General features: G+C 67.7%; 19 protein-coding genes and 1 riboswitch. Of the genes, 10 read left to right on the plus strand and 9 right to left on the minus strand.

The genetic code is table 11. The annotated features are described in order from the left end of the window. Positions 1–21 precede the first annotated feature (21 nt). From ACQR0W_RS31830 to ACQR0W_RS31860, 7 genes are all read right to left on the minus strand, one after another. Positions 22–2,253 carry a tetratricopeptide repeat protein gene (locus ACQR0W_RS31830; protein WP_434840573.1) on the minus strand — a complete coding sequence of 744 codons (2,232 nt, stop codon included), beginning with the start codon at positions 2,251–2,253 and terminating at the stop codon, positions 22–24. Between the two features lie 346 nt (positions 2,254–2,599). Continuing rightward, the gene (locus ACQR0W_RS31835) at positions 2,600–2,893 is read right to left on the minus strand and encodes a DUF1330 domain-containing protein (protein ID WP_316169352.1); all 294 of its coding nucleotides are present in this window, start codon (positions 2,891–2,893) and stop codon (positions 2,600–2,602) included. A gap of 177 nt (positions 2,894–3,070) precedes the next feature. Continuing rightward, positions 3,071–3,367, minus strand: coding sequence for a copper-binding protein (locus ACQR0W_RS31840; RefSeq protein ID WP_434840574.1), 297 nt, complete (start codon positions 3,365–3,367; stop codon positions 3,071–3,073). A gap of 95 nt (positions 3,368–3,462) precedes the next feature. Further along, positions 3,463–3,921 carry a cupredoxin domain-containing protein gene (locus ACQR0W_RS31845; RefSeq protein WP_315752700.1) on the minus strand — a complete coding sequence of 153 codons (459 nt, stop codon included), beginning with the start codon at positions 3,919–3,921 and terminating at the stop codon, positions 3,463–3,465. Positions 3,922–3,968: 47 nt separating this feature from the next. Beyond that, positions 3,969–5,303: a multicopper oxidase family protein gene (locus tag ACQR0W_RS31850; RefSeq protein ID WP_434840575.1), complete on the minus strand. Its 1,335-nt coding sequence runs from the start codon at positions 5,301–5,303 to the stop codon at positions 3,969–3,971. A gap of 13 nt (positions 5,304–5,316) precedes the next feature. Next, positions 5,317–6,729, minus strand: coding sequence for a TolC family protein (locus ACQR0W_RS31855; protein ID WP_316166488.1), 1,413 nt, complete (start codon positions 6,727–6,729; stop codon positions 5,317–5,319). 371 nt (positions 6,730–7,100) lie between these two features. Beyond that, a complete protein-coding gene (locus ACQR0W_RS31860) occupies positions 7,101–7,568 on the minus strand; it encodes a hypothetical protein (protein ID WP_315714055.1) in 468 nt (155 codons plus the stop codon). Between the two features lie 140 nt (positions 7,569–7,708). On the opposite strand from ACQR0W_RS31860, the gene ACQR0W_RS31865 reads away from it, so the two are divergent. Continuing rightward, positions 7,709–8,977: an MFS transporter gene (locus ACQR0W_RS31865; RefSeq protein ID WP_410052812.1), complete on the plus strand. Its 1,269-nt coding sequence runs from the start codon at positions 7,709–7,711 to the stop codon at positions 8,975–8,977. A 310-nt stretch (positions 8,978–9,287) separates the two neighbouring features. Further along, positions 9,288–10,604, plus strand: coding sequence for a TAXI family TRAP transporter solute-binding subunit (locus ACQR0W_RS31870; RefSeq protein ID WP_316169348.1), 1,317 nt, complete (start codon positions 9,288–9,290; stop codon positions 10,602–10,604). Between the two features lie 19 nt (positions 10,605–10,623). On the opposite strand, the gene proC is transcribed toward ACQR0W_RS31870, so the two are convergent. Then, complete coding sequence (gene proC, locus ACQR0W_RS31875; protein ID WP_315826166.1) at positions 10,624–11,451, minus strand: pyrroline-5-carboxylate reductase; 828 nt, start codon at positions 11,449–11,451, stop codon at positions 10,624–10,626. Between the two features lie 163 nt (positions 11,452–11,614). Beyond that, entirely contained in the window at positions 11,615–12,115 is a 501-nt protein-coding gene (locus ACQR0W_RS31880) for a YbjN domain-containing protein (protein WP_315714059.1), read from the minus strand. A gap of 394 nt (positions 12,116–12,509) precedes the next feature. Continuing rightward, positions 12,510–12,703: riboswitch (FMN riboswitch) on the plus strand. A 77-nt stretch (positions 12,704–12,780) separates the two neighbouring features. On the opposite strand from ACQR0W_RS31880, the gene ACQR0W_RS31885 reads away from it, so the two are divergent. From ACQR0W_RS31885 to ACQR0W_RS31920, 8 genes are all read left to right on the plus strand, one after another. Beyond that, positions 12,781–13,386: a 6,7-dimethyl-8-ribityllumazine synthase gene (locus tag ACQR0W_RS31885; RefSeq protein ID WP_316169347.1), complete on the plus strand. Its 606-nt coding sequence runs from the start codon at positions 12,781–12,783 to the stop codon at positions 13,384–13,386. A 477-nt stretch (positions 13,387–13,863) separates the two neighbouring features. Next, positions 13,864–15,072: an MHYT domain-containing protein gene (locus tag ACQR0W_RS31890; RefSeq protein ID WP_315714061.1), complete on the plus strand. Its 1,209-nt coding sequence runs from the start codon at positions 13,864–13,866 to the stop codon at positions 15,070–15,072. A gap of 328 nt (positions 15,073–15,400) precedes the next feature. Further along, a complete protein-coding gene (locus tag ACQR0W_RS31895) occupies positions 15,401–16,264 on the plus strand; it encodes an FAD binding domain-containing protein (protein ID WP_316169346.1) in 864 nt (287 codons plus the stop codon). Positions 16,265–16,493: 229 nt separating this feature from the next. Continuing rightward, entirely contained in the window at positions 16,494–16,994 is a 501-nt protein-coding gene (locus ACQR0W_RS31900) for a (2Fe-2S)-binding protein (RefSeq protein ID WP_315714063.1), read from the plus strand. Next, positions 16,991–19,411, plus strand: coding sequence for an aerobic carbon-monoxide dehydrogenase large subunit (locus ACQR0W_RS31905; protein WP_434840576.1), 2,421 nt, complete (start codon positions 16,991–16,993; stop codon positions 19,409–19,411). The genes ACQR0W_RS31900 and ACQR0W_RS31905 overlap by 4 nt, the downstream gene beginning before the upstream one ends. Positions 19,412–19,583: 172 nt before the next feature. Next, positions 19,584–20,453 (plus strand): AAA family ATPase, encoded by an 870-nt coding sequence (locus tag ACQR0W_RS31910; protein ID WP_315714065.1) that lies wholly within the window; start codon positions 19,584–19,586, stop codon positions 20,451–20,453. Beyond that, positions 20,450–21,655, plus strand: a complete 1,206-nt coding sequence (locus tag ACQR0W_RS31915) for a vWA domain-containing protein (protein WP_316186717.1) — start codon at positions 20,450–20,452, stop codon at positions 21,653–21,655. Before ACQR0W_RS31910 ends, ACQR0W_RS31915 begins: the two co-directional genes overlap by 4 nt. A gap of 142 nt (positions 21,656–21,797) precedes the next feature. Then, entirely contained in the window at positions 21,798–22,613 is an 816-nt protein-coding gene (locus ACQR0W_RS31920) for an XdhC family protein (RefSeq protein WP_316169345.1), read from the plus strand. Positions 22,614–22,618: the final 5 nt, after the last annotated feature.

Consider the following 22,618-nt stretch of genomic DNA (forward strand, 5'->3'; position numbering starts at 1 on the left):
CGAGGCCTTGGCACGGCGCGATCAGGCGCCGGCCTTGCTTCCCTTGGCGCAATAGTCCCGCCAGAACTGCCGATAGCCGGCTTCGACGCAGCGCGTGTAGTTGGCGACGTCGCCAGCCGCCGAGCGCGCGACCAGGCCGGGTAGTTCGGGCCGCAGCTTCACCAGCAGCTCGGGCTGCGCGGCAAAGCTCTTGGCGATCCGGATGTAGCCGTCATCATCGCCGGCGACCCAGTCGGCGAGGCCGGCCGCGGTCAGGATGCCGCCGGCGGCGCGCGAGGCCGCGCCGGCGCCGAGCTTGGCGACGACCGGCACGCCCATGTAGAGCGATTCGAACGTCGAGATGCCGCCGTTCTGCGGGAACGGGTCGAGCGAGACGTCGATGCGCTCGTAGGACTTGAGATGCTCGACGCGCTCGCTGGCGCCGAGGCAGAGGATGCGCGCCTCGGGCACGCCGTGTGCGACGAAGCGGGCGAGCAGCCCGTCGCGCACCGCGGGATCGTTCAGCGCGAGATGCTTGACGACGAGCTTCGCGTCAGGGATCTCGGCGAGCAGCCGCGCCCACAGCGCGATCGCCGCGTCGGAGATCTTGTCGATGCGGTTGTAGACGCCGAAGGTGACGTGGCCGTTCGTCAGCATCGGCAGCGGCGACGGCGGAACGTCGAGCACCGGATCGATCGTGATCACCGAGGGCAGGTCGTGGACGTGCTCGGCGAACAGCGGCCGGACGCTCTCGGGCACCGTGACCGGATCGGCGAAGAAGTAGTCCATGGTGGCAAGGCCCGTGCCGGTGCCGCTGCCCCAGGCCGTGACCTGGATCGGCGCCGGCTTGCGCGCGAACACCGGCATGCGCGTGCCCGTGGTGTAGCCGGAGAGATCGACCAGGATGTCGACGCCGTCGGCCTGGATGCGGTCGGCGAGCTCGTCGTCGGACAGGCTCGAGGCCTCGACCCAGACGTCGGCGATCGACTGGAACGTCGCGGTGTAGGAATCGTGCCGCGGCGAGGTCGAGTAGCAGTTGACCTGGACCTGCGTCTTGTCGTGGCCGCGCAGCACGGGCAGGAAGGCGAAGGCCGCCGAATGCATGCGGAAGTCGGCCGAGACGTAGCCGACGACGATGCGCCGGTCGGGATCGAGCGAACGCGGCGCAAGCTTGCGGCGCGGGAATTTGGAGCCGACCGCCATCCACCAATATTGCCGCGCCGCCTGCTGGACCGCGAAGTCGGCGCCGGGCAGGAAGTCGAGATAGAAGATCTTCTTGGTGATCGCCTCGTCATAGTCCGGCTGCACCGCGAGCGCCTGGTCGAACTGGGCGATGGCGCCTGCGACGTCGCCGAGCCGGCCGCGACAGGCGCCGAGCAAAGTGAGCGCGACCTGCGCCTTCGGATTGGTGTCGAGCACGCGCTTGCAGGCGGCCATCGCCTGCGCGACGTTGCCGTTGAGGATGCAGATCTGCGCCTTGCCCTGCCATCCCAGTTGCAGATTGGGATCGAGCGTCACGGCGGCGTCGAAATCGGCTTCGGCTTCCGCCGTGCGTCCGGAGATCATGTAGAGCCGGCCGCGATGCGCCCGCAGCTCGGCGTGGGCCGGGCGTGCCGCCAGCGCCGCATTGAAGGTCGCTTCCGCCAGCTCGAAATGGTGCAGCTCGAGATGGGCGAGGCCCTTGTTGACCGTGGCCTCGAAATGGTTCGGGTTGAAGGCCAGCGCGCGCTCGGCGCTGGCGGCAGCGGCGTCCCACCGCCGCAGCATCAGCTCGGCGACGCTGCGATTGCACCAGGCATCGACGTCGTCCGGCTTGAGCTCGAGGGCGCGGGTCGCGGCCGCGAGCGAGGCCTCGCCCTGTCCGAGCCGCAGCAGCGCGATCGCGAGGTTGCGCAAGGTGATCGGCGCATTCGGGCGCAGCGCCAGCGATCGCTCCAGCGCGGCGCGCGCCTCCTCGTAGCGCTCGCAATTGATCAGCGCCCAGCCGAGATTGGACTGCGCGTCGGCGGAATTCGGCTCCATCGCGACGGCCTGCGTCAGGAAGGCGGTGGCCTCGGCGAAGCGCGCCGATGACACCAGCGACACGCCGAGCAGATGCATGGCATCGAAGCAGCCGGGGACCTCCTGCAGCAGCTTCGCGCACAGCGCCTGCGCCTCCGCCTGGCGTCCGGCCTGGAAGGCCTTGTACGCCGTCGTCAGCTGCGTCTCGACGAGCTTCTTCTGCTTCTTTTCCTGCCGCGCCTTCTGGAAGGCGCGCGAACCGACGGTGCTCAAGGACTTGGGTCTCCGGACAGACAGGACGGCATGGCGTCGGACGCCGCAGCGGCGCGCTGCGGCCGGCAACCGGCCCGCCGCCATGCCCGGCGGCAGCAAAGCCCAGGATGTCCTGTGGTCGTCCGGTCGCCGGCCACGCGCAGCGCGACGCGGCGAAGCTTGCCCGCGCCATGGTTAGCAAATGGTTAACGGCACGATGGCGAACGGTCTTTGCGCCCGAATGACAGGGGCAGCTCGCGTACGGCGGATCAGCGCAGCGTGATCCGCCGCTTGCGGATGTCGCGCCGGGCTATAGGGGTCTTGCCAAGCTGTGCGCTGTCCACCTGCACAACATTGCAACGCACGCTCACTCGGTGCAGCCGTCGACCAGCACCAGCCGGCTCGTCGTGGTGCGGTGCCGGATCGCGAACAGCTCCTGGATGTCGGGATCGCTGAGAAAGCCGGTCGCGTTCTGCCGCGACGGGAATTCGAGGATCACCATCCGCTCCGGCGTCCAGTTGCCTTCGACCGGAGTCGGCATCGCACCTTGCACGATATAACGGCCGCCGTGCCTGGCGATGAAAGCGGGGATCGCCTCGATGTAGACCTTGAATGCTGCGAAGTCGTGAACGGCGAGATCGAGGACGAGATAGGCTTTCATGGCATGCTCCGCGCAGGGAGCCGCGATCATACGATCCGAACTTGGAAAGCAAACCGGCCACCGGTTCGTGGCCTGATCCATCCGCACGTCATTCCGGGCTCGCGCTGTCCGGCGACGTCGTCGCCGCGCGCGCCCCGGAATGGCGGTGGAGAAGGGGACGGCTCGAAACGCTGCCGCCTACTTGCCCTTCTCGATCTTGGTCACCGTGTAGCCGGAGGCGTCCTCGACCGCCTCGAACTTCACCTTGTCGCCGGCCTTGAGGCCTCTCAGCAGCGCAGCGTCCTTGACGCGGTAGACCATGGTCATGGCCCCGTCCATGCCAAGACTCTTGGCCGGGCCGTGGTGGAGCGTGATCTTGGCGTTGGCCTCATCGACCTTCTTGACGTCGCCGCTGATCGCCTCGGCGGCGAGGGCAGGGGTCGCGAGAGCGAGAACCAATGCGGCGGCGGTCGTGAGCTGAGAGAACGTCTTCATGATGTGTTTCCTTCTACTGGTGAACTCATGGCGAGGCGTAGGGCGAATGACGCGGCGATGATCCGCCCTACGCGTTGTCAAGACGGCTTCATCCGTCACTTCACGGCAACGTGGCCGGTCATGCCGAACTCGCGATGATCTGGGATCAGGCAGGAATATTCGAACGTGCCGGGCTTGGTGAACCGCCACAGCAGCTCGGCGGTCTTGTTCGGCGCGAGCCGGGCGCCGTTGGGCTCGTCGTGCTCCATATGCGGGTGCTTCTTCATGACCGCGGCGTGCTTCAGGTTCTCGGCCTTGGTGGCGAGCAGGAACTCGTGATCCTCCTTGCCGGTGTTGCGCAGCACGAAGCGGATCTGCTCGCCGCGCTTCACCTCGATGCGCGCCGGCGTGAACTCCATCTCGCTCAGCAGCACCTCGATGGTGCGTGACGGCTGTTTGGGATCACCCGGCTCACCGGCGGAATAGCCGCGCGATCCGTGCTGCTCATGGCCACGGGCCGGTGCTACGATCAGAGCGGCCGCCGCCATTGCGCTGATCGCGAATGCAGTCTTCATGGATATCTCCTGATGGTGGTCGTCGGTTGATGCGGTGTTTGGTGAATTCAGCGCTGGGTGCGGACCTGCGTCGGTGCGCCGTCGCTTCGCCGCACCGGCTCCGGCGCGCTTGCGACCTCGTAGGCCACGATGCCCTTGGGGAACTGATACGGGCCGGGATCGCGGTAGTCGTCGCGGGCGAGGCCCTCGCGCACCTTCACGGTCGTGAACATGCCGCCCATCTCGATCGGCCCGAACTGGCCGCTGCCGGTCATCATCGGCAGCGTGTTGTCGGGGGCCGGCATCTCCATGTTGCCCATCGCCATGCCGGTGTTGCCCATCACCATGCCGTCGGGCGCGAGCTTGCCGACGGCGGCGGCCAGCTCCTTGCGCGGCACGCCGATCAGGTTGCGCATGTCGTGGCCCATCGCATTCATCGTGTGATGCGACTTGTGGCAATGGAACGCCCAGTCGCCGGGGTTGTCGGCGGTGAAGTCGAGCACGCGCACCGCGCCGACCGGCACGTCGGTCGTGGTCTCCGGGAATTGCGCCGTTTCGGGAAGCCAGCCGCCGTCGGTGCCGATCACCTTGAACTTGTGGCCGTGGAGGTGGATCGGATGGTTGGTCATGGTGAGATTGCCGATGCGGATGCGGACGCGATCGCCGAGCCGCACCGGCAAGGAATCGATGCCGGGAAACACCCGCGCGTTCCAGGTCCACATGTTGAAGTCGGTCATCTCGGTGACCTTCGGCAGATAGCTGCCAGGCTCGATGCGATAGGTCGACATCACGAACACGAAGTCGCGGTCGACCGGCGGCGGCACGTTGTCGCGCGGATGCACGACGATCATGCCCATCATGCCCATCGCCATCTGCACCATCTCGTCGGCGTGCGGGTGATACATGAAGGTGCCGGCATGCTTCATCTCGAACTCGTAGACGAAGGTCTTGCCGGGCTTGATGTGCGGCTGCGTCAGTCCGCCGACGCCGTCCATGCCGCAGGGCAGGATCACGCCGTGCCAGTGCACGGTGGTGTATTCCGGCAATTTGTTGGTGACGAAGATGCGGAGCCTGTCGCCCTCGACCGCCTCGATGGTCGGGCCCGGCGATTGGCCGTTGTAGCCCCACAGATGCGTGGTCATGCCGGGCGCGAACTCGCGCGTGACCGGCTCGGCGACGAGATGGAATTCCTTCCAGTCGCCGTTCATGCGGAACGGCAGCGACCAGCCGTTGAGCGTGACCACCGGCTGATAGTCGGGGCCGGCGCTGGGATGCAGCGGCGGCTGCATCACGGTCTTGTCCATGGTCGGCGCCTCCGGAATGGAAGCAGCCTGGACGCGGCCGGAGACGGCGGAGGCGCCGGCCAGCGCCGCGGAGCCGAGCAGGGTTCGGCGGGACAACATGTTGGCTCTCCTCTCAGTCGTTGCTTGGCGCGAGCGCGCTCGCGGTCTGCTGTGCGCTGTCTTCGCCGCTCGCGACTCCGCCATTGACGGCGGCCGACAGCTCGGCCTCGGCGAGGAAGAAGTCTCTGACGGCGTCGATCGCGGCGCGGCGCGAGGCCAGGCGCTGCCGCGCCTCGAGCAGCAGCGCGAAGATGTCGACCTGCATGCTGGAATAGCGCAGCTGCATCTCCTCGCTGATGATCCGGCGCAGCGGCAGCACCTCGCGGGCGTAATGGCCGGCGATGTCGAAGGCCGCGCGGTAGCTGCGATAGGCGTCGCGCGCCTCGGAGCGGACGGTGACGGCGCGCTCGGTCAGGCGGTTGAAGGCGATGTTGTAGGTCTCGGCCGCCTGCCGCACGCGGACCTCGCCGCCGTCGAAGATCGGGATCTGGAACTGCACGTCGTAGCCGCGTTCGCGGATGATGCGGCCGTCGGGCTCGACGGTCTTGCGGTCGAGACCGGCGAGATCGAGCAACGTGACGAAGCGCGTCGCCTCGCTGAGCTGCAGCGCGGTGGCGAGCGCCGTGAGCTCGAGGCGGGCGACCTGCAGATCGATGCGATGGCCGACGGCATCGGCCTCGACGAAGGGCTGGCTCAGCGGGCGGCGCGGCAGCGCCGGCAACCGATCGGGCAGGCGGAAATTCAGATCGTCGCCCCACAGGCCCATCAGACGGATCAGCCGCTCGCGGGCGCTTCCTGCGGCACGGCGGGCGGTGGCGAGCTCGGCCGTGGTCTCGGCATAGAACACCTGCTCGCGCGCCTGATCGAGCCGGTTGAGCGCGCCGGTCTCGCCGAGCTTCGAGGCGAGCTTCGCGGTCGCCTCCGCGGCCGATTGCGCCTCGACCAGCAGGGCCACCAGCTCGTTGGCGGCGACGACGCGCACATGCGCGTGGCGCACTTCCGCGGCGAGCCGCAGCGTCGCCAGCGCGGCCTTCAATTGGGCCTGGCGAAACCGCTCGCGCGCGATCTCCGAGCGCAGCGGCAAGGTGGCGAGCGCCAGGATGTCGCCGGCGACCTGACGCTCGGCCTCCAGCGCGCCGTCGCCGCTGATGCGCATCAGGGAGAAGGTCGGGTTCGGCGGCAGGCTGGCCTCGACCATGTCCGCCTCGCTGAGCGCGAGCGCGTTGTAGGTCGCCTGCAGGCCCTTGTTGTTGAACAGCGCGACCTGCACGGCGGCATCAGCCGACAAGGGCCGGGCGAGCAGGCGGCGCGTCGCAGCGCGGACGCGTTCGGCGTCGTCATTGCCTCTCACCGAGGCGACCTCCTTGCCGGTGGTGTGGCCGGCGATGTCCGCGACGGCGCTCATGCCGCCGTCCGGCGAGAACGAGGCGCAGCCTGCGAGCGCAAGTGCTGCGGCGAGCGCCGCGAGCCTGATGGTCCCCTGCATGTGGCGCTCCTTAGCGGCTCGGCTCAGGGCGCGGTGCGCCGGGGTCGGTGCGCTGGCCATAGGGCGGCCGGCGCGGCCGGGCGCAGTGGCGTGTAGGGTCCGACGACGCCCGACATGCGCACGGGCGCAGCGTTCGCCGCCGGATCGGCCGGATCAGCCCCTGCTAACGCGACCGTGCGCGGCTGGCAGGCGGCGAGGCTCGTCGCGGCAAGCAGCGTCAATGCGCTGGCGACGACGGAGAATGGCAGGCTGCGCCGCGCCGGACATGCGGCAGCGGGCGTCGCCCTGGATTGCGACAACATGAGGTATCCTTGGTCTGATGAAACGCGAGCGGCCGCGCGTCATTTGCGCGCGAAGCCGGGGTCGTTCGCTCAGGCCAGGACGATGGGGGGACGGTACAGGCGCGGCGGCGTGCGGCCGGGCAGGCCTTCGTCGCGCGCAACGACGCCGGTGGCAGCGAGGCGGGCGGGGAGGGCGACTGCCGGCAGCGTGGCGGCCAGGCCCACGGCGCACATCATGGCGCAGCACGGGCCCGGCATCTTGCCATGATCGTGGTGCGACGGTGCGGAAGCTGGAGCGTGCATCCCGGCGTCTGCGACAGGGTGAGCATGATGATGGACGTGCGCCGCAATTGTCTGTGGCATCGCCGTCATGACCATCTCGTGGCGAGCCGCATCATGAGGCGAGACCACAGCGCCAACGACGGTCTCGTCGAGACAGGGCGCCGCCCCCGCGCCGAGCGCGAGCGCCACGCCGGGGCTGACCACGCAGACGAGGTAAGCAAGGACGAGCAGCCGTCCTGCCACCATCAGCATCTTTCGTGTCAGTCCCAACGACATGCGCGGCCAATCACTCCAACCCGGCGCGCAACCTAATGATAAAGCGTTGCGCCGCCAAGAGGGCCGAACCGTGATCGTGCAGATCCCTCCTGTTGCGCTGCTTCTGCATGCCCATTGCCGCAGCAATGTGGCTTGACCTGATGCGGTGCGGCAACGAAGTTGCTGAAATCGTGCACGGACCCAATACAAGATTCGAGGAAGCGCCTCATTTCATTCCGGACTCGCGCCAAGCCTGGGCGCGGCTGGCGCTTGCGCTTGTCATCGGTTCCATCGGCGGCGCCGGGATGTGGACCGTCGTCGTCGTCCTGCCGGTCGTGCAGGCCGAGTTCGCCGCCAGCCGCGGCGCGGTCTCGCTGGCCTACACGCTGACGATGTTCGGCTTCGGCCTCGGCGGCGTCATCGTCGGCCGGATCACCGACCGCTTCGGCATCGTCACCGCAATGGCGCTTAGCATCGCGACGACGGCCGCGGCCTATCTGCTCGCCGGCGCCTCGGTGACGCTGTGGCAGTTTCAGGCGGTGTATTTCCTGGTCGGGCTCGGCTCGTCCGTCACCTTCGCGCCGCTGATGGCGGAGGCGTCGCACTGGTTCGTGCGCTATCGCGGCCTCGCCGTCACCATCGTCGCCTCCGGCAACTACGTCGCCGGCACGGTGTGGCCGCCGCTGGTGAATTGGGGCGTGCAGCAGATCGGCTGGCGCGCCAGCCATGTCGCGCTCGGTGTCTTCTGCGCGGTGACGATGAGCGCGCTGCTCCTGGTGTTGCGCGCCCGCATGGATGGCGCCGGCGCGCAGAATCATGCCAGCGCGGCGCCGCCGCAACTGGAGTTGCCGATCTCCACCAATGCGCTGACGGTGCTGCTCAGCGTCGCCGCGATCGCCTGCTGCGTGGCGATGGCGATGCCGCAGGTGCACATCGTCGCCTATTGCGGCGACCTCGGCTACGGCGTCGCCATCGGCGCGCAGATGCTGTCCTTGATGATGGCGCTCGGCATCGTCAGCCGGATCGGCTCCGGCTTTCTCGCCGATCGCATCGGCGGCGTCAGGACCTTGCTGATCGGCTCGCTGGCGCAGGGTTTTGCGCTGCTGTTCTATCTGTTCTTCGACGGCCTGACGTCGCTCTATCTGATCTCGGGCATGTTCGGCCTGTTCCAGGGCGGTATCGTACCGAGCTATGCGATCATCGTGCGTGAGGCGATGCCGGCGCGCGAGGCCGCCACCCGGGTCGGCATCATCATCTTCGCCTCGGTGTTCGGCATGTCGTTCGGCGGCTGGGTCTCGGGCGTCATCTTCGACGCCACCGGGTCCTATTCGGCGGCCTTCGCCAACGGCGTCGCGTGGAATGGTCTGAACTTGGCCATCGTCGTGACGCTGCTGATCCTGGCACGACGGCAACACCGGCTGGCAGCCTGAAACAAGAGGCGTTGCACGAGAGCCACAGCCGGAGTCCAATATCCGGCTTATATGCACGTCGTCATACAAAATCCCGGCGGCCGCCGCAAATCGATCGAATCACGTCACGCAACTATGGAACTCGATCGGAGCCGATCGCGGCCATTTGGCCTCGGGCGCGCTCCGCATCGCGAGGTTGGTTGTCGCGAGGTCTCAGCCGAGGCCGCGGTCGCCCGTCGCATGCCTGACGCAGGCAGGCCTCGAGGTGAATGCTCCGGACGGGTCGAGAACGCTGCGGCGGCATCGCGATGGTGCAGGAGGCCGTTGCGCTATGTCCATCGTCACGAAGGCAGCTTCGCAAGTCGCGCTCGCCGCGCTCGCAGCCGGACTCATGCTGAGCCAGGCATCGGCGCAGGCCTGGCCGCAGCTGCAACAACAACCGCCGCAGCCGCCGCGCCCGGCAGCGACCCGCTCCATCATCGTGCCCGTCGCCCCGGCTGCGCGGCCGAACGGCGCACCCGTGATCCCCGCGCCGCCACGTCCCGCCGGCCTGCCGGCGTCGCTGTCGCCCGCGCCCGGCAGCGGGCCGGACGTGTGGCGGCTGCCCAACCCGACCGATGTCAACGACGGCACCGTCACCGTCATCACCGCGCCGGCCGGCGGCGCCACCTCCGTGTTTGGCTCGGACATGGCGCGCGTGCTCGATGATCAGACCAACGTCCGCGTGCTGCCGGTGCTCGGCAAGGGACCGGTGCGCAACGTCTCCGATATTCTGTTCCTGAAGAGCATCGACATGGGCGCGGTCGCCGCCGACGTGCCCGAATTCTACCGCCTGCAATACGGCATTCCCGACATCACCTCGCAGCTCCGCTACATTGCGCGGCTCTATCACAACGAGATCCATGTCATCGCGCGCTCCTCGATCCGCTCGATCTTCGATCTCAACGGCAAGCGCGTCATCGCGCCGACCGATGTCGGCTTCTATTCCGCGCGCGTGATCTTCAACCGGCTGGGTCTGACGGCGTCATTCGACTACGCGACCGATGACGCCAAATCGATCCAGAAGCTGATCGATGGCGACGCGGACGCCTACATCGTCTCCACCGGCAAGGTGTTCCAGCTCGCCCGGAACATCAGGAACGACAACCGCGCGCTGCACCTGGTGACGATCCCCTACGACCGTCGGCTGCAGGACCTCTATCTGCCGACGACATTGTCCTCCGAGGAATATCCGAACCTGCTCAACCCCGGCGAGACGATCGAGACGGTGGCGATCGGCATGCTGCTCGTCAGCTACAATTGGCCGGAGAATACCGAGCGCTACCGAAAGGTGGCGCGCTTCGTCGAGGCGTTCTTCGCCAACTACGACGAGTTCATGAAGCCGCCGCGGCATCCGAAATGGCGGGAGTCGAGCATCGTCGCCGCGATCCCGAACTGGAAGCGGTTCAAGGCCGCGGACGAGTGGCTGCTGGCGCACAACATGGTGCCGCGACCGCAGGTCGCCGACGTGCGCCAGACCCAGTTCGAGAGCTTCGTGCGCCAGAGCGGGGGACAGCTGTCGAACGATCCGGCTGAGCGCAGCGCTCTGTTCCGCCAGTTCCTGCAATGGCGCCAGCAGCATGGCGGGCCGCCGACGCCGTCGCGCTGAGCTGTCAGCTCGCGGTTGTCTACTTCGCGAGCTCTTTCGAACGCGCCGTGGCCGCGGCGACCGCCTTGGTCAGCAGCGGCTGGAAGCCGTCGGCTCCCATCAGCACCGACAGCGCCGCCGCTGTGGTGCCGCCCGGCGACGTGACGTTCTGGCGCAGGGTGGCGGACGGCAGGTCCGATTGGCGCAGCAGCTCGCCGGCGCCCGACACGGTGTGGCGCGCGAGCTTCGTCGCCAGGGACTCGGGCAGGCCGGCGGCGACGCCGGCGCGGGCGAGTTCCTCGGCGAGCAGGAACACATAGGCGGGCCCCGAGCCGGACACGGCAGTCACCGCGTCCATCAGCGCCTCCTCGTCGACCCATTCCACTGCGCCGGTGGCACGCAGCAGCGCGTCCGTCAGCCCCCGCTGCGCGGCGCTGACGTTGCCGGCCGGCACGGCCACGGTGATGCCGCGGCCGATCGCGGCGGGCGTATTCGGCATCGCGCGCACGACCGCGCCGCCGATCGTTTGCTGCAGGCCGGCGATCGTCGTCCCCGCCATGATCGACAGCACCAGCGTCGCGTCGCCGACCCACGGCTTCAAGGCGGGGCCGGCGTCGGGGAACATCTGCGGCTTGACGGCAACGATGACGACCTCGGCCGGCGCAGTTGCCGTCGGATTGAGGCGGACGCCTCGGGCCTTTAGCGCCGTGATCTCGGCCGACGGCATCGGCTCGATCACGACCACGCGCGCGGGATCAAGGCCGCCGGCCAGCCACCCGGTCAGCATCGCCCCGCCCATCTTGCCGGCGCCGGCCAGCACGATGGTGCCGGTGAGCTGATGAAGCAGGTTGTTGTCCGCTGATGTCACGACGCACTCCGCTGTCGTCTCTGCGAAAGCAGGGACCCATAACCACCGGCGGTTCTAGTGGAGCAGGGGCAGAGCGACAAGCGTCGCGCGCCACACGGACATCACGCGGTATGGGTCCCTGCGTGCGCAGGGACGACACCGCGTGTGATGGAGCGGCGGCGGCTTACGCCTCGCCCTCTGTATCGAACAGCGCCGCCGCCATGGCCTCCTGGGTCGACTTGCCGGCCCAGACCACGAACTGGAAGGCCGGGAAATAGCGCTCGCAGGCGTGGATGGCGCCCGCCAGCATGCTCTCGCATTGCAGTCCCGACGCGGTGATCCCGCCGGGCAGCACCAGGGCCTGGCGGTGCATCACCATGCCGGTGTGGGTCCAGATGTCGAAATGGCCGAGCCAGAGCTGCTCGTTGATCGCGGCGATCAGCCGCTGCACCTCGGCGCGGCGCGCCTCGGGAATCTTCATGTCGAAGGCACAGGCCAGATGCAGCGCCTCGATCTCCGCCATCCAGGTGAAGGAAAGCTGATAGTCGGTCCACTGGCCCTTGGAGGCGATCGTGATCTCGTCCTCGCCGGAGCGCTCGAACATCCAATTATTGTCGGCCGCAATTGTCTCGACCACGCTCAGCGGATGATCTGCGGAATCGATAGTGCTTTCGAGCAGGGACATGCCGTCTCGACCTCGTCTTCTTGATCTCGTTGGTACATACGCGGCGACCCGGCCCACGCCCTCTTGGCGCTTCGCGACCCGGCTTGCAGTCCCGGAGGTACCCCGAGGCGTGCGAGGACAAACTGATGTGATTTGCGGAATCTGCGCAACGGGGGGGCGAGTCCGTCCACAGCCAAACACCGCTTCGTCCACAACTCCTGTCCGGCCTGTGGAATCATCGGCGAACGAGAACAAAACGGAATCGGACACGCCGCAGCCGCTCGGTCTGAGGTGATTTGGCCGCAGGAACGGCCGTGAGCGTCTGCATGGCCGCCCGTCGCGGACCGCGGGCGTGAGGCCTTGCCGCAGCCGCCGACCGCCTGCATAGTTCATTCAGGCCGTCCATCCGGGCGGCCGATGTTCTCAGGGCGGGGCGAAATTCCCCACCGGCGGTAAGCGTTCTCGGTCGAGCGCGAGCCCGCGAGCGCCTTCTCGGCAAGGCACGGTCTGGAGAATTCTGTTCTCCGGAACGTGTCGCGCAGAGAAGGGTCAGCAGATTCGGTGCGATTCCGAAGCCGACGGTCACAGTCCGGATGAAAGAGAACGGGTCCCGGCACCCCGCGCAATCCAGCGTGGGGGCGTCGTCGTTCCGTGTGCCCTGATTCTGGTCTCTGACGAGGACAACCATGAATCAGATGTTGCAAGACGCGCCTACTGATACGCCCACCGACACCATCACCGCAGGAACGTCGCCGCCGGCGGATACGCCGGTCGCGTCACCGCCCGACGAGTCGCCACCGGCGCCGTCGCATCCGCGCTTCAGCAAGCCGCAGCGCGTCGCCTTCGTGCAATCGGCCTGGCATCGCGACGTCGTCGCCGAATGCCGTCTGGCCTTCCTCGACGAGATCGAGGCGCGCCACATCCCGCGCGATCGTGTCGACATCTTCGAGGTGCCGGGCTCGTTCGAGATCCCGCTGCATGCGCAGCTCCTGGCCAAGACGCGGCGCTATACAGCGATCGTCGCGGCCGGCCTCGTCGTCGACGGCGGCATCTACCGCCACGAATTCGTCGCCGACACCGTCATCAAGGCGCTGATGGACGTGCAATTGCGCACCGAGGTGCCGGTGTTCTCCGCGGTGCTGACGCCGCAGCAATTCCACGAGACGCAGGCGCATTTCGAGTTCTTCCGCAAGCATTTTGCGACCAAGGGCATCGAGGTGGCGACCGCCTGCGCCGAGACGCTGCTGAGCCTGGAGCGGCTGCGCAGCCAGGTCGCGGCGGGGATTATCTGAGGCGGACGGTGTGTGGCCGGTCACGGCCGGCCACACATGCTTCAGTGTCGGGAGCCGAGGTCTCACCGCGACGGCGGCCTGCTCCCCTCCCCCTTGCGGGGAGGGGTTGGGGGTGGGGGTCTCCGGGTGCTGAACTTGGTGATGCGCACCGTTGTATTTACCGATCTAGGACGGACTCAATGATGCGAGTCGTTGCCGTCGTGCTCCGCAGAATTCGATTGGTCATCAGCTAAGGTACGACTCGGGGACCCCCACCCCCAACCCCTCCCCGCAAGGGGGAGGGGAACTCACCGCGTTCGCCGCTCCAGATCGAATCCAACGTCTGGCGCCACGCCAATCAAGCTTGCCGCCCTCGCTTGTCCCCCAGCGACAACACGCCCCCTCACGCTCCCCGCCTTGTGTTGTCAATTTCCTCGCCACCCCTGTAAAATCTCCCCTGGGAGGAGGCTGGCCCGTGGCGACGGGCGGCCGACAAGGATGATCGAAGGATACGATCCTTATCTCGTCGCGCTCTCGGTCGTGATCGCGAGCCTGGGTGGCTATACCGGTTTCAGTCTCACCGCGCGCATCCGCAGCGGGCCGGGAGAGAATGCGCGCGTGCTGCTGTCCGGCGCCGCCGGCATTCTGGCTGTGGGCATCTGGACCATGCATTTCGTGGGCATGATGGCGGCGCCACTGCCGCCTGATGCCGTCTATCTGGTGCTGCCGACCATCATCTCGTTCCTGATCTGCGCGCTCGTGATCGGCATCTCGCTGTTCTTCGTCAGCATCGGCGATCCCTCCCCCCGGCGCGTCGTCCCTTCCGCGCTGCTGCTCGGCGCCGGCATCGCCAGCATGCATTATGTCGGCATGCACGGCCTGTCCGGCTCATTCGGGTTGACGCATGATCCGGCGCTGGTGGCGCTGTCGGTGGCGATTGCGATCGGCGCCGCCTATGGCGGCCTGCGCATCTTCCTTGCGCGGCAGGACGGGCTACGGCTCGCCATCAGCGCGGTTGCGTTCGGCATCGCCGTGTCCGGCATGCATTACACGGCGATGCTGGGAATGCATGTCGTGCCGATGGGCGAGGGACACCACCACGCCGCACCGGGACTTGCTGCGTCGCCGCAAGCGCTCGCGATCGTCGTCGCCGTGCTGTGCTTCGTCATCGCCGCCGGATTTTTGCTGTCGCTGGTGCCGGACCCGCGCCGTCAATCGCAGCCGATGCCGGCCGTTGCCGAGGCTGCGCCGCAATTGGCGCCGGAGCCGGCCGCGACGGCGGCCGAGCCGGTGGTCGAGGTCGCCGCCATGAGCCGGGCGACGGCGGCGCCGCTGGGGGGCATCGGCCAGCCGCCGCGCGCGACCGCGGCGCGATTGCCGCTGGAGGGCGCCAACGGCACCCATTTCATCGATGCCGGGGACGTGCGCAGCGTGCGCGCCGATGCGCACTACACGCGGATCCACGACGGCACCCGCGAGCGGATGTGCCCATGGTCGATCTCCGAGGCCGAGGCGCAGCTCGATCCCGGCCGCTTCATCCGCGTGCACCGCAGCCACATCGTCGCGATCGAGCATGTGATCTACGTCGGTCGCGAAGGCGAGGGCGCGATCATCGAGCTCGATGGCCCCTCGAAGCCGCGCGTGCCGGTGAGCCGCGCCAAGGTCGCCGAGGTCAAGGCGCGGCTCGGGCTGCGGCGGCCGGCCTGAGTTCAGCGCTCGTTTCGCTGCTGCAACAGAGCGCCGCCATTCTCCCCAACGCATGCAACACCGCGCGCGCGTCTTGCGCGGCCGCTCACGCCGTCACTCGCGCGATTGGGTCGCCCTCGCTGACGCAATTCGTGCGCGATCAGCCGCAATTCGTGCGATTTCGCCGCTCTCCGTGCCGGCTTCGTTGCGCGGCCAGCGATCCCGATCGACGCTCCGCGCCAATCCGCGATGCGTCCGCGTTCGCACTTCGCTCTCGCAGCACGAACGCCCGCCGCAACAACGCGACGGCCTTGCCGATAAGGCAGGCCAGCACAGGAGAGGAAATGTCATGATTCCTGGCCCGTTCGACTATCACCGGCCGGCGAGCGTCAGCGATGCGATCAAGCTGCTCGCCGACCTCGGCGATGACGCGCGACCGCTCGCCGGCGGCCACAGCCTGCTGCCGATGATGAAGCTGCGACTGGCGACCCCGGCGCATCTGATCGATCTGCACGGCATCGCCGGGCTCAAGGGCATCCGCCGCGATGGCGACCGCATCGTCATCGGCGCGATGACCACGCAGGCCGAGCTGCTGGCCTCGACCGAGATCGGAGCCAGCCTGCCGATCCTGCACGAAACGGCGCTTTTGATCGCCGATCCGCAGGTGCGCTACCGCGGCACGCTCGGCGGCAACGTCGCCAATGGCGATCCCGGCAACGACATGCCGGCGCTGATGCTGGCGCTCGATGCAAGCTACCGTCTGGAGGGGCCGAACGGCGCCCGTGAGGTCGCGGCGCGGGAATTCTACCAGGGCGCCTATTTCACCGCGCTGGAGCCGGGCGAGATCCTCACCGGGATGAGCATTCCCGTTCCGCCTGCGGGACACGGCTACGCCTATGAGAAGCTGAAGCGCAAGGTCGGCGACTACGCGACCGCCGCGGCGGCCGTCGTGCTGACCATGGCCGGCGGCAAGGTGGCGAGCTGTGTGATCGCACTCACCAATCTGCACGAGACGCCGCTGCTCGCGACCGACGCGGCCAACGCCGTGATCGGCACGGCGCTCGACGATGCCGCGCTGAAGGCCGCCGCGACGGCGGCGCGCGCGATCATGCAGCCGGCGTCCGATGCGCGCGGCCCGACCGAGTACCGCATCCATGTCGGCGGCATCATGGTGATGCGCGCCCTGCAGCGCGCGGCGAGCCGGTCGAAGTAACAGCGTTAGCGGACACCGCGGCCCGGCATGCGGTGCTACCTCGCCACGCGGCGAGCTCTCTCATCTCCCTCCCCCCTTGTGGGGGAGGGGCGGGGAGGGGGGTAGCCCCAAGCGAGACTTCCGCCGTGGACCCCCACCCCCGACCCCTCCCCGCAAGGGGGAGGGGAGCTCACCGCCCGGGAGGCTGATAGCCGGGCCAAAGCTCAAACAAATTTCAAGGGAGCACCAAATGCCCAAAACCCATATCACGATGAAGGTGAACGGCAGCGAGGTCGAAGGCCTCGCCGAGCCGCGCACGCTGCTGGTTCATTTCCTGCGCGAGCAGGCGCAGCTCACCGGCACCCATATCGGCTGCGAGACAAGCCATTGCGGCGCCTGCACCATCGACATCGACGGCATGAGCGTGAAGAGCTGCACCATGCTCGCGGTGCAGGCCAACGGCTGCGAGATCACCACGATCGAGGGCATGGCCAACGCCGACGGCACGCTGTCGCCGCTGCAGGAAGGCTTCCGCATGATGCACGGCCTGCAATGCGGCTTCTGCACGCCCGGCATGATCATCCGCGCGCATCGGCTGCTGCAGGAGAATCCGTCGCCGACGGAGGCGGAAATCCGCGCTGGCATCTCCGGCAACATCTGCCGCTGCACCGGCTACCAGAACATCGTCAAGGCGATCCAATACGCCGCCGCCAAGATCAACGGCGTGGAATTCCAGGAGGCCGCGGAATGAACGACCTGACTCCCACGCGGGAACAACGCGAAGCCGCGCTCGAAGGCATGGGCTGCCGGCGCAAGCGCGTCGAGGACATCCGCTTTACCCAGGGCAAGGGCAACTACGTCGACGACGTCAAGCTGCCGGGCATGCTGCACGGCGACTTCGTGCGCTCGCCGCATGCGCATGCGCGGGTGAAGGCGATCCACACCGAGGAGGCGCTGAAGGTGCCCGGCGTGCTCGCGGTGATCACCGCCGAGACCCTGAAGACCGTCAACCTCGCCTGGATGCCGACCTTGGCCGGCGACGTGCAGATGGTGCTCGCCGACGGCAAGGTGCTGTTCCAGAACCAGGAGGTCGCCTTCGTCGTCGCGACCGACCGCTATGCCGCCGATGACGGCGTCTCCAAGGTGGTCGTCGAATACGAGCCGCTGCCGGTGCTGGTCGATCCGTTCAAGGCGATGGACCCGGACGCGCCGGTGCTGCGCGAGGACCTTGCCGGCAAGACCTCCGGCGCACACGGCCCACGCAAGCATCACAACCACATTTTCGAATGGAGCGTCGGCGACAAGGAGCTCACCGACGCCGCGTTCAAGAAGGCCGACGTCACCATCAAGGAGATGATCTCGTATCACCGCACCCATCCGTCGCCGCTCGAGACCTGCCAGTGCGTCTGCGCGTTCGACAAGATCAAGGGCGAGCTGACGATCTGGGGTACCTTCCAGGCGCCGCATGTCATCCGCACCGTGGTGTCGCTGATCGCCAAGATCCCGGAGCAGAAGATCCACGTCATCGCGCCGGACATCGGCGGCGGCTTCGGCAATAAGGTCGGCGCCTATCCCGGCTATATCTGCGCGGCGGTGGCCTCGATCGTCACCGGCAAGCCGGTGAAATGGGTCGAGGACCGCATCGAGAACCTGACCGCGACTGCCTTCGCCCGCGACTACCACATGACCACGGAGATCGCGGCGACCAAGGACGGCAAGGTCACCGGCCTGCGCGTCCACGTGCTCGCCGACCACGGCGGCTTCGACGCCTGCGCCGACCCGTCGAAATGGCCCGCCGGCTTCTTCAACATCGTCACCGGCTCCTATGACTTCCCGGTCGCGCATCTCTCCGTCGACGGCGTCTACACCAACAAGGCGCCGGGCGGCGTCGCCTATCGCTGCTCGTTCCGCGTCACCGAGGCGGCCTATTGCATCGAGCGCGGCATGGACATTCTCGCGCAGAAGCTCGGCATGGACCCGGCGGAGCTGCGCCTGAAGAATTTCGTCAAGCCGGAGCAGTTTCCCTATCACTCGGCGCTCGGCTGGGAGTACGATTCCGGCGACTACCACACCGCCATGCGCAAGATGATGGAAGCGGTGGACTACGCAGGCCTGCGCAAGGAGCAGGCCGAGAAGCGCGCGGCGTTCAAGCGCGGCGAGACCCGTGAGATCATGGGCATCGGCGTCTCCTTCTTCACCGAGATCGTCGGCGCCGGTCCGTCGAAGAACTGCGACATCCTGGGCATCGCGATGTTCGATTCCTGCGAGATCCGGCTGCACCCGACCGGCGCCGGCATCGCGCGGATGGGCACCAAGAGCCAGGGCCAGGGGCACGAGACCACCTGGGCCCAGATCATCGCCAGCGAGATCGGCATTCCCGCCGACAACATCATGGTCGAGGAGGGCAACACCGACACCGCGCCTTACGGCTTGGGCACCTACGGCTCGCGCTCGACGCCGGTGGCAGGTGCGGCCATCGCGATGGCCGCGCGCAAGATCAAGGCCAAGGCGCAGATGATCGCGGCCTACAAGCTCGAGGTCCATGAAGACGATCTCGAATGGGACATCGACGGCTTCCGGGTCAAGGGCCTGCCCGAGAAGGTGATGTCGATGAAGGACATCTGCTGGGCGGCCTACAACTCGGTGCCGCCCGGCATGGAGCCGGGGCTGGAGGCGGTGAGCTATTACGATCCGCCCAACATGACCTATCCATTCGGCGCCTATCTCTGCGTGATGGACATCGATGTGGATACGGGCGTGTACAAGGTCCGACGCTTCTATGCGCTGGATGATTGCGGCACCCGCATCAACCCGATTATCATCGAGGGCCAGATCCATGGCGGCCTCACCGAAGCCTTCGCCATCGCGATGGGCCAGGAGATCCGCTACGACGCCGAGGGCAATGTCGTCACCGGCTCGTTCATGGACTTCTTCATGCCGACCGCGGTGGAGACGCCGCATTGGGAGACCGACTTCACGGTGACGCCTTCGCCGCACCATCCGATCGGCGCCAAGGGCGTCGGCGAAAGCCCCAATGTCGGCGGCGTGCCGGCGTTCTCCAATGCGGTCAATGACGCGTTCTCGTTCCTGGGCGCGACGCACATCCAGATGCCCCACGACTTCTGGCGCAACTGGCAGGCGGCGAAGAATTTGGGTGTGGTGGCGTAGACTGAAGGCGCTGGCGTTTACCGCGCGAGCGGTGCGTTCCCTCCCCCCTTGTGGGGGAGGGCTAGGGAGGGGGGTACCCCACGGGCAGTGTGCCGTGGAGACCCCCACCCCCAACCCCTCCCCACAAGGGGGAGGGGAGTTCACCTCCGATGACGCTGCAGTCGAACTTGACATGAAAGCCCGCGACGACATCGCGCAATCGCTCTCCGCTTGCGGCTATATCGCCGACGGCGAACTGGCGACCGCGATCGCTCTGATGCAGCTCCTCAGGCGGCCGCTGCTGCTGGAAGGCGAGGCCGGCGTCGGCAAGACAGAGGTCGCCAAGGCGCTCGCCTGCGTGCACGGCAGCGAGCTGATCCGTCTGCAATGCTATGAAGGCCTCGATCAGAGCTCCGCGCTCTACGAGTGGAACTACCAGCGCCAGCTGCTCGCGATCGAGGCGCATCGCGGCCAGCCGGACACCATCGAGGACCAGATCTTCTCCGAGAAATATCTGCTGGAGCGGCCGCTGCTTGCGGCGATCCGCCGCGCCACGCCGCCGGTGCTGCTGATCGATGAGATCGACCGCGCCGACGACGAATTCGAGGCGTTCCTGCTGGAGCTCCTGTCGGACTTCCAAGTCTCGATTCCGGAGCTCGGCACCATCAAAGCAATCAGCATCCCGCACGTGGTGCTGACCTCCAACGGCACCCGCGAATTGTCCGACGCGCTGCGCCGGCGCTGCCTCTATCACTACGTCGACTATCCCGACGTCGATCGCGAGGCGCGCATCATCCTGGCGCGGATCGACGGCGCCTCGGCGCAACTGGCCCTGCAGATCGCGCGCCTCATCGACTCCTTGCGCAAGGAGGAACTGCGCAAGGTGCCCGGCGTCGCCGAGACGCTGGACTGGGCGGCGGCACTGGTCGGGCTCGACGTGCGCGATCTCAAGGACCAGCCGGAGATGGTGCATGACACCTTGATGTGCCTGCTCAAGACCCATGAGGACCGCGCGCGGATCACGCGCGAGGTCACGGCGCGGCTGCTGGGGAAGGTCGCATGAGCTGCTGTGGCACCACGCCCGACCACGAGGACATGAACGCGGTCGCGCGGCTGGTCGCGGGACGCCTCGGTGCATTTCTCAAGACGCTGCGCGACAACGGCTTTGCGGTCGGCCTGTCGGAGGGGCAGGATGCGGCGGCCGTGATGAGTGCGGGCTATGCCGACAGGCCCGGCCTGTTGCGCTCCGCCTTCAAGCACCTGTTTTCGGCGCGCAAGAGCGAGTGGGATCGCTTCGACGGCCTGTTCGACGCGTTCTGGCTCGGCAAGCGCGTGCGCTCGCGCTCGCTGGTCGCCGGCGCGACGGCGAGAGCGAACAGCCCGTCCCTGAAGAGTCTGCAGGATGCGAATGCCGGTCAGCCGGAGCCTCACGGCGCGACCGATCAGATTCCCTCTGACGAAACCCCACGCGACGCGGGCGGCGAGGGCCTGCGCGAAGGGGCATCGCGCGTGGAGTCCATCAGCGATACCGACTTCCGCAAGCTCGCAGATCCCGACCAGGTCGCGCTGGCGCACGAGGCCGCGGCGCGGCTCGCCCGGGCGATGCGGACACGGCTGACGCGCCGCGATCAGTTGCGGCGCAAGGGCGAGCGGCTCGACCTGCGCCGCACCATCCACCGCAACATCAGCCATGGCGGCGTGCCGATTGCGCTGGTGCACCGGCGACGCAAGCACAAGCCGCTGCGGCTGGTGGTGCTGCTCGACGCCTCCGGCTCGATGAGCCCCTACACCGCGGTGTTCCTGCGCTTCATCCACGGTGTGCTCGACGCCTTTCATGAGGCCGAAGCGTTCCTGTTTCACACCCGGCTTGCCTATGTCTCGGATGCGATGAAGGAGAAGGATGCCGCGCGGGCGCTCGACCGTCTCTCGATGATGGCGCAGGGCGCCGGCGGCGGGACGCGGATCGGCGAGAGCCTGCAGACCTTCAATCGCTGGCACGCGCCGCGCGTCATTCATTCGCGGACCTGCGTGATGATCGTCTCCGACGGCTACGACACCGGTGACCCAGCCTTGCTCGGCCGCGAGATGGCGCAGCTGTCGCGCCGCTGCCGCCGCATCGTCTGGCTCAATCCGATGCTCGGCTGGGACGGCTATGCGCCGGAAGCGCGCGGCATCAAGGCCGCGCTGCCCTTCGTCGATCTCTACGCGCCCGCGCATACGTTGAGCTCGCTCGCGGCGCTCGAGCCGTATCTGGCGAGGTTGTGAGGATGCGGATGCGCGGCATCGTTGTGAGCTCAAGGCGCGCTGTCGCAGCATCGGTGGTGCGCTCCCTCCCCAACAAGGGGGGAGGGAACATACCTTCTCTGTCGAAGCAGTGTGCTTCCGACAGTCCGCAGAGGAGGCAGTCATGACCGCTGCTCCCGAACTGCTCGATCTCGCCGCGCAACTGAAAGCCAACGACGAGAGCTTCGTGCTCGCCACCGTCGTCCGTACGGTGTCGGTGACCGCCGCGAAGGCCGGCGCCAAGGCGATCATCCGCCCCGACGGCAGCATCGTCGCGGGCTGGATCGGCGGCGGCTGCGCCCGCGGCGCGGTGCTGAAGGCGGCGCGCGAGGCGCTCGCCGACGGCATCCCGCGCATGGTCTCGGTGCAGCCTGAGAACCTGCTCGCCGAGCTCGGCGTCAAGCCGGGCGAAACCAGGGAGGGCGTGCGCTTCGCCGCCAACATGTGCCCGAGCAAGGGCACCATGGACATCTTCGTCGAGCCGGTGCTGCCGCATCCCGCGCTGGTCATCCTCGGCGCGAGCCCGGTCGCGATCGCGCTCGCGGCGCAGGCGCGGCCGCTCGGCTATCACGTGACGCTGGCGGCGCCGGCGTCCGATCTCGTCACGACACCGGAGGCCGATGTGCTGATCGATGGCTTCGCGCTGGATCAACCGGCCGGGAGCAGCCGCTTCGTCGTGGTGTCGACGCAAGGCAAGGGCGACGAGGCGGCCTTGCGCGCCGCGCTCGCCTGCGATGCGGCCTACCATGCCTTCGTCGGCAGTCGCCGCAAGATGGACAGCCTGCGCGACAAGCTGATCAGGGCCGGCATCGACGCCGCGCTGCTCGACAAGGTCAAGGCACCGGCCGGCCTCGATCTCGGCGCCATCACGCCGGAGGAGATCGCGATGTCGATTCTGGCCGAGATCACGCTGACGCGCCGGCGCGGCCAGCGCGGCTGAATTCC

The sequence above is a fragment of the Bradyrhizobium sp. HKCCYLRH1034 genome, from assembly GCF_051168375.1.
In the GTDB taxonomy this organism is placed as follows: Bacteria; Pseudomonadota; Alphaproteobacteria; order Rhizobiales; family Xanthobacteraceae; genus Bradyrhizobium.

Coding starts and splice junctions, on each gene's coding strand:
- ACQR0W_RS31850 (WP_434840575.1), bottom strand. CDS start 5,303: ATGTTGTCCCGCCGAACCCTGCTCGGCTCCGCGGCGCTGGCCGGCGCC.
- ACQR0W_RS31895 (WP_316169346.1), top strand. CDS start 15,401: ATGATTCCTGGCCCGTTCGACTATCACCGGCCGGCGAGCGTCAGCGAT.
- ACQR0W_RS31880 (WP_315714059.1), bottom strand. CDS start 12,115: ATGTCCCTGCTCGAAAGCACTATCGATTCCGCAGATCATCCGCTGAGC.
- ACQR0W_RS31920 (WP_316169345.1), top strand. CDS start 21,798: ATGACCGCTGCTCCCGAACTGCTCGATCTCGCCGCGCAACTGAAAGCC.
- ACQR0W_RS31845 (WP_315752700.1), bottom strand. CDS start 3,921: ATGAAGACTGCATTCGCGATCAGCGCAATGGCGGCGGCCGCTCTGATC.
- ACQR0W_RS31865 (WP_410052812.1), top strand. CDS start 7,709: ATGCGGTGCGGCAACGAAGTTGCTGAAATCGTGCACGGACCCAATACA.
- ACQR0W_RS31835 (WP_316169352.1), bottom strand. CDS start 2,893: ATGAAAGCCTATCTCGTCCTCGATCTCGCCGTTCACGACTTCGCAGCA.
- ACQR0W_RS31890 (WP_315714061.1), top strand. CDS start 13,864: ATGATCGAAGGATACGATCCTTATCTCGTCGCGCTCTCGGTCGTGATC.
- ACQR0W_RS31860 (WP_315714055.1), bottom strand. CDS start 7,568: ATGTCGTTGGGACTGACACGAAAGATGCTGATGGTGGCAGGACGGCTG.
- ACQR0W_RS31900 (WP_315714063.1), top strand. CDS start 16,494: ATGCCCAAAACCCATATCACGATGAAGGTGAACGGCAGCGAGGTCGAA.
- ACQR0W_RS31855 (WP_316166488.1), bottom strand. CDS start 6,729: ATGCAGGGGACCATCAGGCTCGCGGCGCTCGCCGCAGCACTTGCGCTC.
- ACQR0W_RS31910 (WP_315714065.1), top strand. CDS start 19,584: ATGAAAGCCCGCGACGACATCGCGCAATCGCTCTCCGCTTGCGGCTAT.
- ACQR0W_RS31905 (WP_434840576.1), top strand. CDS start 16,991: ATGAACGACCTGACTCCCACGCGGGAACAACGCGAAGCCGCGCTCGAA.
- ACQR0W_RS31840 (WP_434840574.1), bottom strand. CDS start 3,367: ATGAAGACGTTCTCTCAGCTCACGACCGCCGCCGCATTGGTTCTCGCT.
- ACQR0W_RS31885 (WP_316169347.1), top strand. CDS start 12,781: ATGAATCAGATGTTGCAAGACGCGCCTACTGATACGCCCACCGACACC.
- ACQR0W_RS31870 (WP_316169348.1), top strand. CDS start 9,288: ATGTCCATCGTCACGAAGGCAGCTTCGCAAGTCGCGCTCGCCGCGCTC.
- ACQR0W_RS31915 (WP_316186717.1), top strand. CDS start 20,450: ATGAGCTGCTGTGGCACCACGCCCGACCACGAGGACATGAACGCGGTC.